The following is a 15714-nucleotide window of genomic DNA, read 5'->3' as shown; positions in this document are numbered from 1 at the left end:
AAATGACAGAGTGGCAGTTTTTAATTATTTAAGGGCAATCCCAATCCACCATCCGATAGTGACGAATAGAAATCCGCCGATGAGGGTGAACATCGCATAACTAGTAGCTTTTCGCATTTCACCTTTAGACCAGCTTTCCACCAATTGCACTGCAAACGTTGAAAACGTGGTAAATGCACCTAAAAAGCCTACTATCCAAAAAATAGCCATCCAGCTTGTTTTCGTGGCTATGTGTAATGATAAGCCCATCAGAAATGAACCTATCCAGTTAATGAATAAAATCCCTTTCATTCCTTGAATCTTCAGGGATATGGCATAGCGAAATACGGCACCGAAGCAACCGCCAAGAACTACTGCTAGGAGAGTCATTTAGAAAATCCCCCAATCTTAAATCCAAGCGCAGCTGCAAAAAAACAAGCCAGAGTCATGCCAAGTCCATAGACAACTGCTAATCCCATATTTTCTTGCATTAAAACTAGCCACTCAGCAGAAAAGGTTGAAAAAGTGGTAAATGAACCGAGAACTCCTGTTGTCCACAAAAAGGATGCCGTTTTCCCAGTCGCCACAGCACGCCCTGTCAACCACCCTAAGACGAGGCTCCCTATTCCATTCTCCAACCATAGGACAAGCATGTCTGACGTCGTGACCATAATGGTATAGCGTAATAATGTGCCTATCATTCCACCTATGCCTACCAATAGAAAATTCTTCACTACCTTTTCACGCCCTAACAATTACTCGTTTGGAGTTAATGTTAACGTATGGGAATCTTGTATGTCACCATTAATCACCGTTTCGTGATAGTCCCCCTCCGCCCAGTCATTTACTTGGTTGTGAAACCACTTCGATTTCATATGCCCACGATGTGATGGGCACTTGATAGATCCTGTAAATCTGCAACAAATCGCCACGAAGCTCCGTGATCAATAGAACCATCCTCTGTAAATCCTACTGCTTGAACTGAGATATTTGATCCACCAATAGGCACAGGTTTTGGATTCAAGAAATAGGCAAAGATTGGCGATGCACCGCTAGTGGATGGTCGAAGGTTAATTGATGATAATCGCCCCACTTCCAGTCACTCGGCTTATCGCTACCAACAATCCAAGCTATCCACTTTCCATTCCGCCTTCTTCTGGTCATCACCTTATCCCCTTAAACTTTCTTACTTTACTATTTCGAGTGAAAAGGAAAAAGTCCTGCATAAGCAAGAAAAGCTAAAGTTTGATCCGAAAACAAAAAAACTAGAGGACTGTAGAAAGCCCTCTAGTTTTATATCTCTATCTCTTCTGCTTACGCTAATTTCACATTAGCCACTTGTTCTTTTGCAGTTTCTTTCCACGAGTAGGCATAACAAAATTACCTTGACGAATAATCGGCTTTTCTGGTAAGCCAATTACAAAAAGCCTCGAATTCAAGAAAATTCGAGGCTTTTTATTATTCATTTTCGCCAACAATTTTCACTTCGAGGTCAAGGGAAATTCCGAATTTCTCTTGAACCTTTTTGCGGACCATATCAATTGTTTGAATATAGTCTGTTGCAGTTGCGTTATTTTTATTAACAATAAAGCCGGCATGCTTCATCGAAACTTCCGCACCGCCAAATCCCTTGCCTTGTAATTCACAGTCTTGAATTAACTTACCTGCAAAGTAGCCAGGTGGACGCTTGAAGACACTACCAGCTGACGGATATTCTAATGGTTGTTTCGATTCACGTAAATGAGTTAAATCTGCTACCTTTGCATCGATTGTTAATTGATCACCTGGTACTAAGTCAAATTCTGCCGACAACACATAATAACCTTTTTTGGTAATCACACTCATACGATAATCTAGCTCGAGTTCTTCTTTAGACAATACAAGCTTTTCACCTTCGTGCGTCAATACAGTAGCTTGGAAAATAATATCTTTTATCTCGCCACCATAAGCTCCTGCATTCATCGCCATTGCTCCACCTACAGAACCCGGAATTCCGCATGCAAATTCAAGTCCCGCTAAAGTTTCCTTCACTGCAGCTCTTGAGACATCAATGATGTCTGCACCACTTTCAGCATATACACGAGTTCCATTAATTTTAATGCAATTTAACTTGGACAAGTTCAAGACGATTCCGCGGACTCCGCCATCTCGAACCACCATATTAGATCCATTACCGAGCAATAACAATGGAATTTGGTTGTGGTGAGCATAAGACACGACAAAAATAGCTTCTTCTTCAGATGTCGGAGATACAAATAAATCTGCTCGACCACCCATTTTTGTCATGGTGTGCAAGGAAAGTGGTTCATCTATTTTGACACATTCGTGTGAAATTTTTATAGTTAGATCGTCAAACCAACGCTGTTTATTCATGAAAAGCCAAATCCTTTCGCTTAACTCTTTTCATTACATAGTATGCGTATTGACGACCAATTTGACAAGTGATTTTCAAGATAACCATACTTTTGACCAATGTTCTATGTTTGCAATTGCATCTTTCAGCCCTTTTCCTTTTTCTGTTAACGAATATTCCACTTTGACAGGCACTTCTGCAAAAACATGACGTTCGACAATTCCTTCTTTTTCTAACTCTTTCAATCGCTCAGATAAAAGGCGACCACTTACTGGCAAGGCAGATTCTATTTCGTTAAATCTTTGAGGACCATCTAATAACTGATAAAGAATTAGTCCCGTCCATCTTTTTCCAATGAGATCCATCGCTTTAGATAAACGCGGGCATAATGTAGTTTCTTTCATATTTTCACCTCTATTACTTCTAATTATAACCCAAAAAAAAATTCATGTAAAACAAAGTAATTTAATTACTAGATGTAATCACGTAATTATTTAATATTAACTTACATATAGTAACTTTGTGGAACTAATAATTTATTTCCATACAAAATTGCCATGACACTTATTAGTATTTGTCTCGAATTAAAGATATTTTAATTCAGACATATTGACATCGAGATAATACCCGCATATAGTAGGTTATAGAAATTAAAAAACAAATTGGAGGAATTTATTATGAAAAAATGGAACGTAGACACAGCTCACTCAAGCATTGGATTTTCAGTAAAACATATGATGGTATCTAAAGTACGTGGAAGTTTTGGTGATTTTGGCGGAGAAGTTGAAGCGAATGAAACAGATTTAACTGCTGCAAACATTGCATTTAACATTAAAGTGGCAAGTATAAATACCGGAAACGAAGATCGTGACAATCACCTTCGTTCAGCTGATTTCTTTGATGCTGAAACATACCCAGAAATTAAGTTTGTTGCAAACAACATCACGAAAAAAGACGATGAATATGAAATCGCTGGTGATATCACAATTAAAGATGTAACGAAACCAATTGTATTTGAGGCTGAATACGGTGGTAAAGGTACAAACCCATGGGGACAAGAAGTAGTAGCTTTTTCAGCTGAAACTAAACTTAACAGAGAAGACTTTGGTTTAACTTGGAACCAAGCACTTGAAACTGGCGGAGTATTAGTTGGTAAAGATATTAAAATCACGATTGACCTTGAAGCTAACCCAGTCTAATAGCTTAATAGGTTCACTTGCTTCAAAAAAAGCCGTTCTACTCACTTTTTCTGAGAAGAACAGCTTTTTTATTTATACTTTTAAGTTCATCGTCATTTCGCCTTTTCCATGAGCAACCTTAATTTCTGAATATGCACCATTTACGAAAGTCATTTGTGGTGGAACGTGTCCAAAATCGGCATTGTAAATAATCGGTAAGTTTGTCTCATCCGCTAATCTTTCCAAAGCATCTAGAGTTGTGAAACCACCCACTTCTTGACCAGCAGACGTACGTCCAAATAGAATACCTGTTGCGTTATCAAACCATCCGGATTGGTGCATTTGCATTAATGTTCGGTGGAAATCAGTTGCTGACATTTCACAGTTTTCCAAATACCAAACAAGTGGTTCATCACGTAAATGAGTTTTTTGGAATTCTCTTACATTCCCGTATGGAGTGCCAATTAAATGTCGAATAGTGTCCATACACCCCCCCAGCAAACGACCTTTCATCTCTACAGAGGAATTCTTGACGGTGTCCCACTTTGTTTCTGTATCCAAGTTGAAAACATAAGGATCTGGTTCTTTTTCATGAGACCATTTCGATTGGTAATGTAAAGACGAAACTTGAGTAATTGTTGCGTCTCCTTCTGAAGAGAGTATTTCTAGAAATTTRCTGGTCGTTGGATCCCATTCATTACTACGCAAATCCACCAAATTTGTACCGTGTGCAGTCGCGATGCCTGTCTTTACGGTTAATGCAAACAGTAAAGTACTCGTATCTGAATAGCCAAGAATCCATTTCGGTTGAACTTGATCCCATTCAATAAGAGGTAAAATCTCTTGCAGGATTTCTCCTCCCCATGGTGGAATGATTGCCTGGATGTCCTGTTTTTGAAGCATAGCATTTAGTTCGGCAGCACGCGTTTCTTTTGAAGATGAAGCTGCTTTATATTGTGTCCACACAGTTTCTCCGATTTCAATGTGGTAACCCCGTTTTTCAAACTGTTTTTTGCTTTGGTGTACTAAATCGTGTAATTCCGTATCTACACCAGATGAAGGAGCTGTAATACCAATAGTTTGCCCTGTTTGGATGGCTTTTGGGTATCGAATCATTGTTGTCCCTCCCTTTTTGTAAGATTGAAACTATTCTACATTGTTTTCGTATCTTATAATAGAGGAGATGAGAAATAATGGATACGTATGTATTTGGAGGAATGGGTATATTTTTTGTGTTTTTTGTTATCATTTTCACTTTAGTAATCGGTACATTTATTTTCGTTGCAGTTAAAGGAATTTCTCAATGGTCTAAAAATAATAAATCACCTGTGTTAACCGTACCTGCGGAAATAGTTGCAAAACGTACAGAAACTACAGGAGGTCATGGTGATTCATCAGCAAGTACTTGGTACTACGTTACATTTCAAGTTCAAAGCGGCGATCGATTGGAGCTAGACGTTACGAGTAAAGAATACGGTATGCTTGCTGAAGATGATTTAGGAATACTAACCTTTCAAGGAACACGTTATCAAGGCTTTGAAAGAAAGAAAATTGTTCTATAAAAAAAAGGGTCGGACATGAACATGTCCGCCCCTTTTTTTGTTATACAGTTACATTTGCTAAACGGTTTGCCACTGCTTTAACTTCTTGCATTCCGTCAGCAATAATTTGTTCTGCACGATCTTGGAATTGTGCATGTCCCTCGATAATCACTTCTTCGATATTTGTAATGCCGAAGAAGTTCATGATCATACGAACATAATTAACACTCATTTCAGATGGAGCCATTTCAGGTGTTGAGTAAACACCACCACGTGCGTTCAAGATGATGACTTTTTTATCCGGCACTAATCCAACTGGACCGTTTTCATTATAACTAAAGGTTACGCCTGCACGATAAATGTAGTCAATAAACGTTTGAAGTGGAGCTGGAATTGTTTTGTTCCACAATGGGAATGCGAAGACTACGACATCAGCATCCAAAAATGCGTCCATAGCTTTGTTTGATGCTGTTAAAATGCGTTGTTCGATATCCGTTAATTGCTCAGCTTGTGCTGACTTACCCAACGCATTAAAGAAATCTTGACCGAAATATGGCATGTCTTCTTTGAATACATCAAATGTGTTGATGTTTAAGTCATTCGTTTGAGTTAGTTCATTCATAAAAACTTCGTGCATTTTACTAGAAACGCCTTCTGAAGAAGGACGGTTATTTGCTTTGACAACTAATATGTTCATTTATAGAAACTCCCTTTTACCCTAATTTTATATATCTTTAATTCAAGATATACTACAATAATAAAAGAGCGTAGTCGAAAAGTCAAAGACTAAGCTCTCATATTTGTTAGATTTCACAGTTGTCGTCTTTACAAATTCCTGCGCTTTTTTGTCCAAGTGTTTGAAGTGTAGGAGAGATGCCTTCTTCTTCAGCTACTTTTCTCAACGCTTCTTCAAATGCTTCTGCAGACTGGGCCCCAGAAATCGCATACTTACGGTTAATAACAAAGAAAGGAACTCCTTGCACACCAAGTGACATGCCTTCTTCGATTTCTTGTTTCACTTCAGTTTCAAATGCATTAGAAGCTAAAACTTCAGCAGCTTGTGTACGATCCAAGCCAATTTCTTCGATTAAGTTAAGCAATACTTCGTGACGACCAATTTCTTGTGCTTCAATGAAATACGCTTTTAACAATCGTTCACTAGCTTCAGCAGGTTTTCCTTGCGCTTCTGCCCATTTAGCTAATCGATGTGCATCGAATGTGTTCGCTGGTTTAATGCGATCAAAATCGTATTCAAGCCCAACTGTTTGTGCCTGCTGTTTTACAGAAGTAGTCATTTGTTTTGCTGCTTCTGGAGTTGTTTGATACTTTTCTGCAAGCATTTCATATGTTGATTTGTCTGAAATGGCAGGAGAATTGGGATCTAGTTCATACGCTTTAAATTGAACTTCAATGTTTTCAGTTAAGCCTGATGTTTGAATCGCTTCTTCTAAACGACGTTTTCCTATATAACAAAATGGACATACATAGTCTGACCATACTTCAATTTTCATTTTGTTCACCTCAACATAATTGTAGTGTGTTCTGGATAGAGTCGCAATTTTTTTGCTCGTAACCAGCGTCTTTCTTTTCGTCCGATTTTCTATATCTTTTGGTTAATTTCGCAGTCTATTAATAGCTATGCTAAAGTGTTCTTAAAAGGAGTGAATCCTAGATGATTTTACGAGAAGTCATTCGAAAAAACCGATCGACGAGACTTGACTATCCCTTCAACCTCCCACTTATTCATAATTTCGAATCTCTCAAATTCACACATCCCGTCACCATCCTTGTCGGTGACAACGGTTCTGGAAAAACTACTTTACTCGAAGGAATTGCAGCAGCTGGGGATAGTATCCTCATCAGTGGAGAATACATGGAGAAGGATCGTTCGTTTTCCCATGCCTATGATTTATCCGATGATTTGAAGCTCATTTGGTCCAATCGAACGAAGAATGGATTTTTCTTTCGAGCATCCGATTTTATTACATATACACGTCAACTAGCCAATATGAGAGAAGAAGCTCGAATCACTGTGGAGGAGATAAAAAAAAGAAATCCGCACAGTTTGGAAGTAATTCCATATGCGCGTACCTATTCAGAACTTCGGCATTTGTATGGGGCAGGCCTAGATGTGAGATCACACGGAGAAAGTTTTTTGGAATTATTCCAAGCTCGATTTAAACCAAATGGCTTTTACATTTTGGATGAACCTGAAGCGCCTTTATCTCCAAATAAGCAACTTACCTTATTAGCCCTACTTCATGACATGGTTCAAGAGGGGGCGCAATTTCTCATTTCGACTCATTCACCCATATTGATGGCCTATCCGGAAGCTACCATTTTAGAAATACAGCAAGATCAACTGACACCCACTGCTTTTGAAGACGTGGAACATGTTCGCTTAACTGCTGATTTTTTAAAAGAGCCCAATCGCTATTTGCGTCACTTATTCGAAAAGTAAAAGCCGACTCCAAAAAGGAATCGACTTTTACTTTTTTCTTATTCACTTAACGCTTCTGTTAAAACTGGAACTACTTGTTTTTTACGTGATACAACGCCTTTTAATACCGCTATGTTGTTTACAAAAGGAACACCAAATGCTTGTCCCGCTTTCTCTGCTTGACTACCTAAAGCTAGCGCCACTGAGTCGTTGTTTAAAATATCGGTAACGATGAATAGGAACATATCTAATCCTTTTTCAGCAATTTTTCGATAAATTAAATCTTCTAGTTCTCCTTGACGGACCATTACTTCATTTACGTCGACCGCATTAATTTGAGCGATCTCCACTTTATAGTCTCCCATACCAAATTCTTTTGCATCGAGTGTCAATAAGTCTTCAAGCGTTTTGCCGCTTAAATCGGCTCCCGCTTTTAACATAGCTAACCCATACTCTAAAGCATCCACTCCTGCAATGGTTTCAAGTTCTTTCGCAGCCGCAATGTCTTGTTCAGTACAAGTAGGTGATTTAAATAATAAGGAATCTGAAATAATCGCAGATAGCATTAATCCTGCAATGTCTGCTGGGATCTCTACGCCATTTTCTTTAAATAGCTTATTTAGAATCGTCGCTGTACATCCTACTGGTTCAGCACGGAAATATAATGGATCTGATGTTTCAAAGTTTGCAATTCGATGATGATCAATAACTTCTATTACTTGGACATCATCAATATCTTCCACACTTTGTTGTTTTTCGTTGTGATCAACTAAAATGATTTGTTTAACATCATTTGAAGCTTTCTCAATGAACCGAGGCGCTTCAAAACCGAATTTTTCTAAAGCAAATGCTGTTTCATTTTGAACTTCGCCTAAACGAACCGCTTCTGCATTCATTCCTAATTCACGTTTCAGATGCGCATAAACAATCGCAGAAGAAATCGAATCTGTATCTGGATTTTTGTGTCCTACTACATATACTTTTTCCATGTGTATCCTCCAATAATTCAAATATCAGATGTTCAAAAAGTCCGCTAAAAATAGATGTCCAATCTCTTCGGCTCTTTTTGTGCTCCTTTTTGAACACGTATTATTATCACGCTGTTCATTTTAACATACCTATTTCATAAACAAAATGGCACCAAGTTGTTCTTTATTTACTAGTACATCTTGCAAAGTATGTCCATCAAGAACTTTAAAATAAGCTTCTAACGCGTCACGTAATAAGGTACGAAGTTTACAAACTGGGGTAATGACGCATCGGTTAGTTGCGCAATTAAAACATTCAACTAAATAAAAATCATCTTCCGTTCTCCTGACGACACTTCCGATATTGATTTCAGCTGGATCCATAGAAAGACGGATACCACCCCCTCGACCACGGATTGTTTCGATGTATCCATGTTTACCTAATTCATATGTGACTTTCATTAAATGATTTTTCGATATGCCATAGGCAGTTGAAATTTCTTGTATAGTTGATAATTGCGATTTTTCTTTAGCACCCACGTACATTAAAACGCGCAGTGAAAAATCTGTGTACATCGTTAAACGCATAACCTCACCGTACTTTCTCTCATCATTATAACGATTATGTCTTTTACGTGAAAGAAATGTGTCTAAAAAATTAAAGATGTATTCTATATATTGCTTTAGTAATTTTACAGGCGTATGGTTAAGCTATTAAAAGATAAAGAGGAGGAAACTTAAATGTTATCTCAGCAATCAATTGATATCGTCAAATCAACAGCACCCATTTTAGCTGATCGAGGTGTAGAAATTACAAGTGTCTTTTACAAGAACTTATTCACTGCTCACCCAGAATTACTGAATATGTTTAATCATGTTAATCAGAAACAAGGAAGACAACAAACTGCTCTTGCCAATACGGTTTATGCAGCCGCCTTACACATTGATAATTTAGGTGTATTACTTCCTGCCGTTAAACAAATTGCTCAAAAGCATCGATCATTAGGCATAAAAGCAGAACACTATCCAATCGTTGGTGAATATCTGCTAGGGGCCATAAAAGAAGTCTTGGGTGATGCCGCAACAGATGAAATTATCCAAGCTTGGGCGGAAGCATACGGAGTGATTGCCGATGTCTTCATCTCGGTGGAAAAAGAGATGTACAAAGTAGCACAAGAACAAGAAAATGGCTTTGGAGACTTCAAAAACTTCAAGATCGTGAACAAAGTAGCTGAAAGTGACATCATCACATCTTTCTACCTGCAACCAACAGATGGATCTGGAGTACCGACTTTCCTTCCAGGCCAATATATTACGGTTCGTTTAACTATTCCAGGTGAAACATATTTGTTCAACCGTCAATATAGTCTGTCACAAGCGCCTAATCAAGATACATTCCGCATTTCAGTGAAAAAAGAAAACGAAATGAATCCGAATGGAAAAGTTTCAGTATTCTTGCATGAAAATATTCAAATTGGAGACACAATCGAAGTAAGTGCTCCAGCTGGTGATTTCTATTTAGACACGGAAAGTACACGTCCTGTTACGTTGATTAGTGGCGGAGTAGGAATAACACCTATGATGAGTATGTTGGATACCATTTCTAAAAATTCTCCTACTCGTCCTGTAGCTTTCTTACATGGTGCAAGAAATAATGCATTGCATGCTTTCGATAAAGACGTTCGTAAATTAATGTCGACAATGGAAGACACAACTTATATGTCGTTTTATTCAGATGAAAATCGATTACTTACAAAAGAATTATTAGCAGAAAATGTTGTCTCAAATAGTGATATTTATGTTTGTGGTCCTGTTCCATTTATGAAAGCGATTATCCCTACCCTATATGAACTTGGGTTTGCTGAAGATCGTGTTCACTTCGAGTTTTTCGGTCCTGCTGTTTCTATGGAACCAACTCACGCATAAAAAAACAAAAGCTATCACCCAGTTGAGGTGATAGCTTCAGACTGTAGACAAACTCGATAAAATCGAGTTTGCCTACAGTCTTTTTAATTTTTATAATAGAAGTATAAAATCTTGAGGTGATTATAATGCTTTCAAAACATAATGCAATTCAACGAGATCAAATTGAAATGATTGCTTTAGAACAACTTGTGCCAGCGAATCATCTGGTTCGTAAAATTGAGTCGGCGATTGATTTCTCTTTTATTTATGATTTGGTGAAAGATATGTATTCAGAATTAGGTCGCCCAAGTATTGACCCGGTTATTTTAATTAAACTCACTTTCATTCAATATACCTTCGGTATTCGCTCGATGCGTAAGACCWTCGAGGAAATCGAGACGAACATGGCCTATCGTTGGTTCCTAGGTTACGGTTTCCATGATAAAGTTCCACACTTCTCAACGTTTGGGAAAAACTACGAGCGTCGCTTTAAAGACACAGACCTTTTCGAACAAATCTTCTATCGTATCTTAAAGCAAGCTATGGAGAAGAAATTAATTAGTGCAGAACACGTATTCATTGATTCTACACATGTAAAAGCAAGTGCGAATAAGCGCAAATTCGAAAAGAAAGTCGTTCGCAAAGAAACGCGCTCTTATCAAGAACGCCTTAAAGAAGAGATTAATCAAGACCGTGAAGAGCACGGGAAAAAGCCATTCCCACAAGATAAGTTCGATAAGGAAGAATCGAAAGAAATCAAAGAAAGCACAACCGATCCAGRAAGTGGATACTACGTTAAAGATGAACGGACAAAACAGTTCGCTTATTCTTTCCATGCCGCGGCAGACCGAAATGGTTTTGTATTAGGAACGATTGTAACGCCAGGTAACACACATGATAGTAATATGTTAGAGCCTTTAGTAGATCAAGTCATTGAGAATGTTGCGAAACCTGAAGCTGTTGCGGCGGATGCAGCTTATAAAACACCTGCAATTACRAATTATTTATTAAAAAACGAAATTACTCCTGCCTTACCATACACACGCCCTCGGACTAAGGAAGGATTCTTCCGAAAACACGATTATGTGTATGATGAACACTTTGACTGTTACCTTTGCCCAGCGGGCGAGATCTTGAAATACTCAACAACGAATAAAGAAGGATATCGTGAGTACAAGTCACCAAAGCACATCTGCGCGACGTGTCCACTATTAGCCCAATGTACCGAAAGTCGAGACCACCAAAAAGTGGTGACACGTCATATTTGGCAGGCTTGCATCGAGGAAGCTGATCATCTTCGCCATCATGAAGATGTAAAACCCATCTATGCAAAACGTAAAGAAACAATTGAGCGAGTATTCGCAGATGCAAAAGAAAAGCATGGTATGCGTTGGACAACGTTAAGGGGACTTAAAAAATTGTCGATGCAGGCGATGCTTACTTTCGCTGCCATGAATTTAAAAAAACTCGCCAGCTGGACATGGCGAGCTCCAAAAATGGCATAAATAATGACCTCGCAGAGGTCTACTATTCTCAATAATCGATTCAAATCCAATAAAAATAAAAAAAGGGGTTCGGAATGAGACCATTCCGAACCCCTTTTGTCTACAGTCTGAGTGCTTCTTCATAGAGAAGCATTTTTTTATGGGGAAAATAGACTCCCTCTTTCTTTTTTACCAAATGTTTCTTAGAATAGGAAGATGACCTTCACTGTTTATTGAAAGGACTTGAGCTTTTTTATGAATCCAATTATTCGGCGCATACGGAATTTAACACCTGCTCAAGCTATCGTCTCTTATTATTTCTTAGCCATTGGTTTTTCTGTAGGCTTATTAAATTTACCAGGCGTGCATCAACAAGGAGTGCGTGTAGCTTTTATTGATAGTGTATTTACAGCAGTAAGTGCTGTGAGTGTTACAGGACTTAGCGTATTAAACATTTCAGAAACCTATACGACTTTTGGTATTGCGATGTTAATGGTTATCCTCCAGCTTGGAGGTATCGGCATCATGTCATTAGGTACGTTCGTGTGGTTAATTGTCGGGAAAAAAATCGGTCTACGTGAACGTCAATTAATCATGATTGATCATAACCAACATTCATTGTCTGGGGTCGTCCACTTAATTATTGAAATCATTAAAATAATATTACTAATCGAATTACTTGGCGCACTTATTCTGACGTTCTATTTTACACAATATTACGACACATTTTCAGAAGCTTTTTTACATGGCTTATTTGCATCCGTTTCTGCAACGACGAACGGTGGCTTTGATATCACAGGTGAATCCATGATACCTTATCATAAAGATTATTTTGTACAAATCATTAATATGACCTTAATCATTTTAGGAGCAATTGGATTCCCAGTATTAATCGAACTAAAAGCTTTTTTGTCGAATAAAAACAAAAATTTCAGATTCTCATTGTTTACAAAAATTACGACAGTTACGTTTGGATTATTACTTTTGGTCGGTACGATTGTAATTTTAGCGCTAGAAATGTTTAATTCGTTTCGTGGAATGTCTTGGCATGAAGCATTATTCTCAGCGATGTTCCAGTCAGTGTCAACGCGCTCAGCTGGACTCGTTACGGTCGATATTACTGAATTTACACAAGGTACAAATATTTTCATAAGTGCATTGATGTTTATAGGAGCATCCCCAAGTTCAGTAGGGGGCGGAATCCGAACCACAACATTTGCCATCGCTATTCTTTTCTTAATCAACTTCGCACGTGGAAAAAATGAAATACAAATATTTAATCGAGAAATTCAATTAACCGACGTATTACGTTCATACGCAGTCATTATTTTATCGATTTTCATTGTGTTATTTGCAACAATTGCATTATCAATCTCGGAACCATCTATACCCATTACAGCCATCATTTTTGAAATCACATCCGCATTTGGAACCTGTGGAATGTCTCTTGGAATTACAGATGATTTATCGAATTTTGGGAAAATACTCATTATGCTGTTAATGTTTGTGGGACGCATTGGCTTAATATCATTCCTTTATACAATTGGTGGTCGAACCACGAAGACGAAATTCCATTATCCGAAAGAACGAGTCATAATTGGTTAAAAAAAAGATCAGGTCCTGAAATCAGGATACCTGCTCTTTTGTAATGAACGAAAATTGAGGTGCTTGTCCAGGTTTGAAGTAAGTTAGTAAATAACCATCCTTAGCCACCACTTGCTGCTGTGTAAGCTCAACTAAATCTAGTGTGAATGGTACTAGTAGGGTTTGCTTATATACTTCACGTTCTTGGAGTTGAAGTTCTGCGAATGAATCTCCAGCAATACTTGGATTTTCTATAATTCTTTGATAAATAGCGGACTGTGATTCTTTTTTCATTTCCTTTTCCCAGTATGGTTTACGTGGCTGGAATTGATGATGCGCTAAATAATCATATTTCATTAAACTTTGTACGATAGACATGTCTGCCCGGCCATCTTGAATTAGAAACTCTTCAAGTCGCTTAAATAAATCTTCCAGTTGATGACCTATTCTTGACCAACCTTTTAGCTCCCAATAAGTGCCGAAGTCTTGGAAGAAATCGAAGGGCGTTTCAAAAGTCTCGCTCACTAAATAGCCTACTGTATGATCAAGTCTATGGTCATTCCAGTACTTTTCAAGAACATCTTCGGCTTGTTTTATCCGTAGCATATCATCAAAAGTTAATACATTATTGGCGAATATTTCGTAAGGTGCTTGATCGACGTATACGTAGCCATATTCTTCAGCTTGTACGCGAAGGCCTGTTCCACGCAAAAGTTTTAAGAAGCCCAATTGTAACTCTTCAGGGCCCATTGCAAATACATCATTAAACGTTTGTTTGAAAGAAGTATAATCTTCTTCCGGCAAGCCGGCAATCAAGTCTAAATGTTGAGCAATTTTCCCGCCTTCTTTAACCATGGTCACAGTCCGTGTTAATTTGGCAAAGTTCTGTTTTCTTTTAACGAGTTCATTCGTTAAATCATTGGTTGATTGAACACCGATTTCAAAACGGAATAACCCTGCAGGAGCATTGTCGTTCAAAAATTGAATAACTTCAGGTCTCATGATATCAGCTGTTATTTCAAACTGGAAAACAACACCTGGTCGATGTTCATCAATCAAGAACTGAAACATTTCCATTGCATAGCTTCGACTGATATTAAACGTTCGGTCGACAAATTTTATGATTTTGGCATTGTGATCCATTAAATATCGAATGTCTTCTTTTACTTTTTCACGATTGAAATATCGCACACCCACTTCAATCGATGATAAACAAAATTGGCATGAGAAAGGGCAGCCTCTACTCGTTTCAATATAAGTAATACGCTTAGATAAGTGAGGAATATCTTCTTCAAAACGGTAAGGCGACGGCATTTCACGTAAGTCAATTTTTGGACCTTGAGCATGCAGAATAAATTTGTCTTCTTGCATATAACAAATTCCTAGAACTTCTTTTAACGGGAGTTTACCGTCCAAATATAGTAGTAATTGCTTAAATGAGATTTCACCCTCACCCATTACAATATAATCTATTTCTTCAATTCGTCTTAACCAGTAGTTGGAGTCGTAAGACACTTCAGGTCCGCCAAGTACAATAATCGTTTCGGGACTCACTTTTTTCAGCAATCTGACGACTTTAATCGTCTCTTCAATATTCCAAATGTAACAACTAAAACCTACTACTTTAGGTCTCTTTAAGTAAATATCAGACACAATATTAAAAGAAGGATCTTTTATTGTATATTCAGAAATTATTGGGTTGAATTCAGGTTGTACACTAGCTTTAAGGCATCTTAATGCCAAGTTTGTATGAATATATTTTGCATTTAGTGTTGCTAAAACGATGTTCATTAGCCATTCTCCTTTTTTACATCATTCTATTTTAACAAGGATTAGTGTTTCAAACAACATGAGTCTAAATAACGTTAATTGTGTGAATATGATAAAATAATCTGAATTAATTCTATTTTTTCAGCACGTTAATAAAATGGATATTCATGGCATATAATGCATGAAAAGTGTGGGGAAGGTTGGGTGAATGACTTGATTGGAGACAAAGTAACGGAGATATTCGATTTTTTATTTTGGGATGACGAAGATTCAGTTTTCATATTAGATAATAAAGAAATCATTAAAATGAATCCAATGGCAAGAGAATTTTGTTTGCATCGTGATATTGATGAACTTACAAACAAAATGGACAAGCCCTCTAAAGAAATTTGGGAAAAATTCTTACAAGATATGAATGTCTGTAGTCTCGCTACATGTCAAGTAACCATATCCGAATCAAACGAAAGTAAAATGGTCTTAAATATTGAAGGTTGTTACAATCATTCTACTAC

At 37.7% G+C, this 15714-nt stretch carries 17 protein-coding genes and 1 pseudogene; 7 read left to right on the top strand and 11 right to left on the bottom strand.

Annotated elements, in window-relative coordinates; translation table 11 throughout:
- Positions 1 to 24 precede the first annotated feature (24 nt).
- From AC1DOS_RS04290 to AC1DOS_RS04270, 5 genes are all read right to left on the bottom strand, one after another.
- Positions 25 to 369: a fluoride efflux transporter FluC gene (locus AC1DOS_RS04290; RefSeq protein ID WP_477536515.1), complete on the bottom strand. Its 345-nt coding sequence runs from the start codon at positions 367 to 369 to the stop codon at positions 25 to 27.
- Positions 366 to 713 carry a fluoride efflux transporter FluC gene (locus AC1DOS_RS04285; RefSeq protein ID WP_477536514.1) on the bottom strand — a complete coding sequence of 116 codons (348 nt, stop codon included), beginning with the start codon at positions 711 to 713 and terminating at the stop codon, positions 366 to 368. Before AC1DOS_RS04285 ends, AC1DOS_RS04290 begins: the two co-directional genes overlap by 4 nt.
- Before the next feature lie 137 nt (positions 714 to 850).
- The gene (locus tag AC1DOS_RS04280) at positions 851 to 1072 is read right to left on the bottom strand and encodes a penicillin acylase family protein (RefSeq protein WP_477536513.1); all 222 of its coding nucleotides are present in this window, start codon (positions 1070 to 1072) and stop codon (positions 851 to 853) included.
- A 365-nt stretch (positions 1073 to 1437) separates the two neighbouring features.
- Entirely contained in the window at positions 1438 to 2352 is a 915-nt protein-coding gene (murB, locus tag AC1DOS_RS04275) for a UDP-N-acetylmuramate dehydrogenase (protein WP_108585534.1), read from the bottom strand.
- A 75-nt stretch (positions 2353 to 2427) separates the two neighbouring features.
- Positions 2428 to 2736, bottom strand: coding sequence for a winged helix-turn-helix transcriptional regulator (locus tag AC1DOS_RS04270; protein ID WP_108585535.1), 309 nt, complete (start codon positions 2734 to 2736; stop codon positions 2428 to 2430).
- A gap of 273 nt (positions 2737 to 3009) precedes the next feature.
- Between AC1DOS_RS04270 and AC1DOS_RS04265 the strand changes: the two genes are divergently transcribed.
- Positions 3010 to 3531 (top strand): YceI family protein, encoded by a 522-nt coding sequence (locus AC1DOS_RS04265; protein ID WP_477536512.1) that lies wholly within the window; start codon positions 3010 to 3012, stop codon positions 3529 to 3531.
- A gap of 72 nt (positions 3532 to 3603) precedes the next feature.
- On the opposite strand, the gene AC1DOS_RS04260 is transcribed toward AC1DOS_RS04265, so the two are convergent.
- The gene (locus AC1DOS_RS04260) at positions 3604 to 4626 is read right to left on the bottom strand and encodes a S66 family peptidase (protein ID WP_477536511.1); all 1023 of its coding nucleotides are present in this window, start codon (positions 4624 to 4626) and stop codon (positions 3604 to 3606) included.
- 77 nt (positions 4627 to 4703) lie between these two features.
- On the opposite strand from AC1DOS_RS04260, the gene AC1DOS_RS04255 reads away from it, so the two are divergent.
- Positions 4704 to 5072: a DUF2500 domain-containing protein gene (locus tag AC1DOS_RS04255; RefSeq protein ID WP_477536510.1), complete on the top strand. Its 369-nt coding sequence runs from the start codon at positions 4704 to 4706 to the stop codon at positions 5070 to 5072.
- Positions 5073 to 5112: 40 nt separating this feature from the next.
- Here the strand turns inward: AC1DOS_RS04255 and AC1DOS_RS04250 are convergent, their stop codons facing one another.
- Complete coding sequence (locus AC1DOS_RS04250; protein ID WP_477536509.1) at positions 5113 to 5748, bottom strand: FMN-dependent NADH-azoreductase; 636 nt, start codon at positions 5746 to 5748, stop codon at positions 5113 to 5115.
- Between the two features lie 106 nt (positions 5749 to 5854).
- Positions 5855 to 6562 carry a DsbA family oxidoreductase gene (locus tag AC1DOS_RS04245; RefSeq protein ID WP_477536508.1) on the bottom strand — a complete coding sequence of 236 codons (708 nt, stop codon included), beginning with the start codon at positions 6560 to 6562 and terminating at the stop codon, positions 5855 to 5857.
- Positions 6563 to 6723: 161 nt separating this feature from the next.
- Between AC1DOS_RS04245 and AC1DOS_RS04240 the strand changes: the two genes are divergently transcribed.
- Positions 6724 to 7512, top strand: a complete 789-nt coding sequence (locus AC1DOS_RS04240) for an AAA family ATPase (RefSeq protein WP_477536507.1) — start codon at positions 6724 to 6726, stop codon at positions 7510 to 7512.
- 38 nt (positions 7513 to 7550) lie between these two features.
- Here AC1DOS_RS04240 and AC1DOS_RS04235 read toward each other — a convergent pair whose 3' ends face one another.
- Both AC1DOS_RS04235 and AC1DOS_RS04230 read right to left on the bottom strand, forming a co-directional pair.
- A complete protein-coding gene (locus AC1DOS_RS04235) occupies positions 7551 to 8480 on the bottom strand; it encodes a manganese-dependent inorganic pyrophosphatase (protein ID WP_477536506.1) in 930 nt (309 codons plus the stop codon).
- 129 nt (positions 8481 to 8609) lie between these two features.
- A complete protein-coding gene (locus AC1DOS_RS04230) occupies positions 8610 to 9047 on the bottom strand; it encodes an RrF2 family transcriptional regulator (protein ID WP_108585541.1) in 438 nt (145 codons plus the stop codon).
- Positions 9048 to 9200: 153 nt separating this feature from the next.
- Between AC1DOS_RS04230 and hmpA the strand changes: the two genes are divergently transcribed.
- The 3 genes from hmpA to AC1DOS_RS04215 all read left to right on the top strand — a co-directional run bounded on the left by hmpA (position 9201) and on the right by AC1DOS_RS04215 (position 13453).
- The gene (hmpA, locus tag AC1DOS_RS04225; protein ID WP_477536505.1) at positions 9201 to 10385 is read left to right on the top strand and encodes an NO-inducible flavohemoprotein; all 1185 of its coding nucleotides are present in this window, start codon (positions 9201 to 9203) and stop codon (positions 10383 to 10385) included.
- A gap of 125 nt (positions 10386 to 10510) precedes the next feature.
- A complete protein-coding gene (locus AC1DOS_RS04220) occupies positions 10511 to 11869 on the top strand; it encodes an IS1182 family transposase (protein ID WP_477536504.1) in 1359 nt (452 codons plus the stop codon).
- Between the two features lie 234 nt (positions 11870 to 12103).
- Complete coding sequence (locus tag AC1DOS_RS04215; protein WP_477536503.1) at positions 12104 to 13453, top strand: TrkH family potassium uptake protein; 1350 nt, start codon at positions 12104 to 12106, stop codon at positions 13451 to 13453.
- Between the two features lie 21 nt (positions 13454 to 13474).
- On the opposite strand, the gene AC1DOS_RS04210 is transcribed toward AC1DOS_RS04215, so the two are convergent.
- The gene (locus tag AC1DOS_RS04210; protein WP_108584362.1) at positions 13475 to 15223 is read right to left on the bottom strand and encodes a B12-binding domain-containing radical SAM protein; all 1749 of its coding nucleotides are present in this window, start codon (positions 15221 to 15223) and stop codon (positions 13475 to 13477) included.
- Positions 15224 to 15406: 183 nt separating this feature from the next.
- Here AC1DOS_RS04210 and AC1DOS_RS04205 point away from each other — a divergent pair.
- Positions 15407 to 15714, top strand: a pseudogene (locus tag AC1DOS_RS04205) (ATP-binding protein); the annotation flags it as partial.

The sequence above is a fragment of the Paenisporosarcina sp. P5_A11 genome, assembly GCF_056400705.1.
This window is presented reverse-complemented; position numbering and strand designations above follow the sequence as displayed.

Bases quoted from the DNA above. Each gene is read 5' to 3' on its own strand.
- AC1DOS_RS04290 (WP_477536515.1), bottom strand. From the start codon at position 369: ATGACTCTCCTAGCAGTAGTTCTTGGCGGTTGCTTCGGTGCCGTATTT.
- murB (WP_108585534.1), bottom strand. From the start codon at position 2,352: ATGAATAAACAGCGTTGGTTTGACGATCTAACTATAAAAATTTCACAC.
- AC1DOS_RS04270 (WP_108585535.1), bottom strand. From the start codon at position 2,736: ATGAAAGAAACTACATTATGCCCGCGTTTATCTAAAGCGATGGATCTC.
- AC1DOS_RS04265 (WP_477536512.1), top strand. From the start codon at position 3,010: ATGAAAAAATGGAACGTAGACACAGCTCACTCAAGCATTGGATTTTCA.
- AC1DOS_RS04255 (WP_477536510.1), top strand. From the start codon at position 4,704: ATGGATACGTATGTATTTGGAGGAATGGGTATATTTTTTGTGTTTTTT.
- AC1DOS_RS04250 (WP_477536509.1), bottom strand. From the start codon at position 5,748: ATGAACATATTAGTTGTCAAAGCAAATAACCGTCCTTCTTCAGAAGGC.
- AC1DOS_RS04245 (WP_477536508.1), bottom strand. From the start codon at position 6,562: ATGAAAATTGAAGTATGGTCAGACTATGTATGTCCATTTTGTTATATA.
- AC1DOS_RS04240 (WP_477536507.1), top strand. From the start codon at position 6,724: ATGATTTTACGAGAAGTCATTCGAAAAAACCGATCGACGAGACTTGAC.
- AC1DOS_RS04235 (WP_477536506.1), bottom strand. From the start codon at position 8,480: ATGGAAAAAGTATATGTAGTAGGACACAAAAATCCAGATACAGATTCG.
- AC1DOS_RS04230 (WP_108585541.1), bottom strand. From the start codon at position 9,047: ATGCGTTTAACGATGTACACAGATTTTTCACTGCGCGTTTTAATGTAC.
- hmpA (WP_477536505.1), top strand. From the start codon at position 9,201: ATGTTATCTCAGCAATCAATTGATATCGTCAAATCAACAGCACCCATT.
- AC1DOS_RS04215 (WP_477536503.1), top strand. From the start codon at position 12,104: ATGAATCCAATTATTCGGCGCATACGGAATTTAACACCTGCTCAAGCT.
- AC1DOS_RS04210 (WP_108584362.1), bottom strand. From the start codon at position 15,223: ATGAACATCGTTTTAGCAACACTAAATGCAAAATATATTCATACAAAC.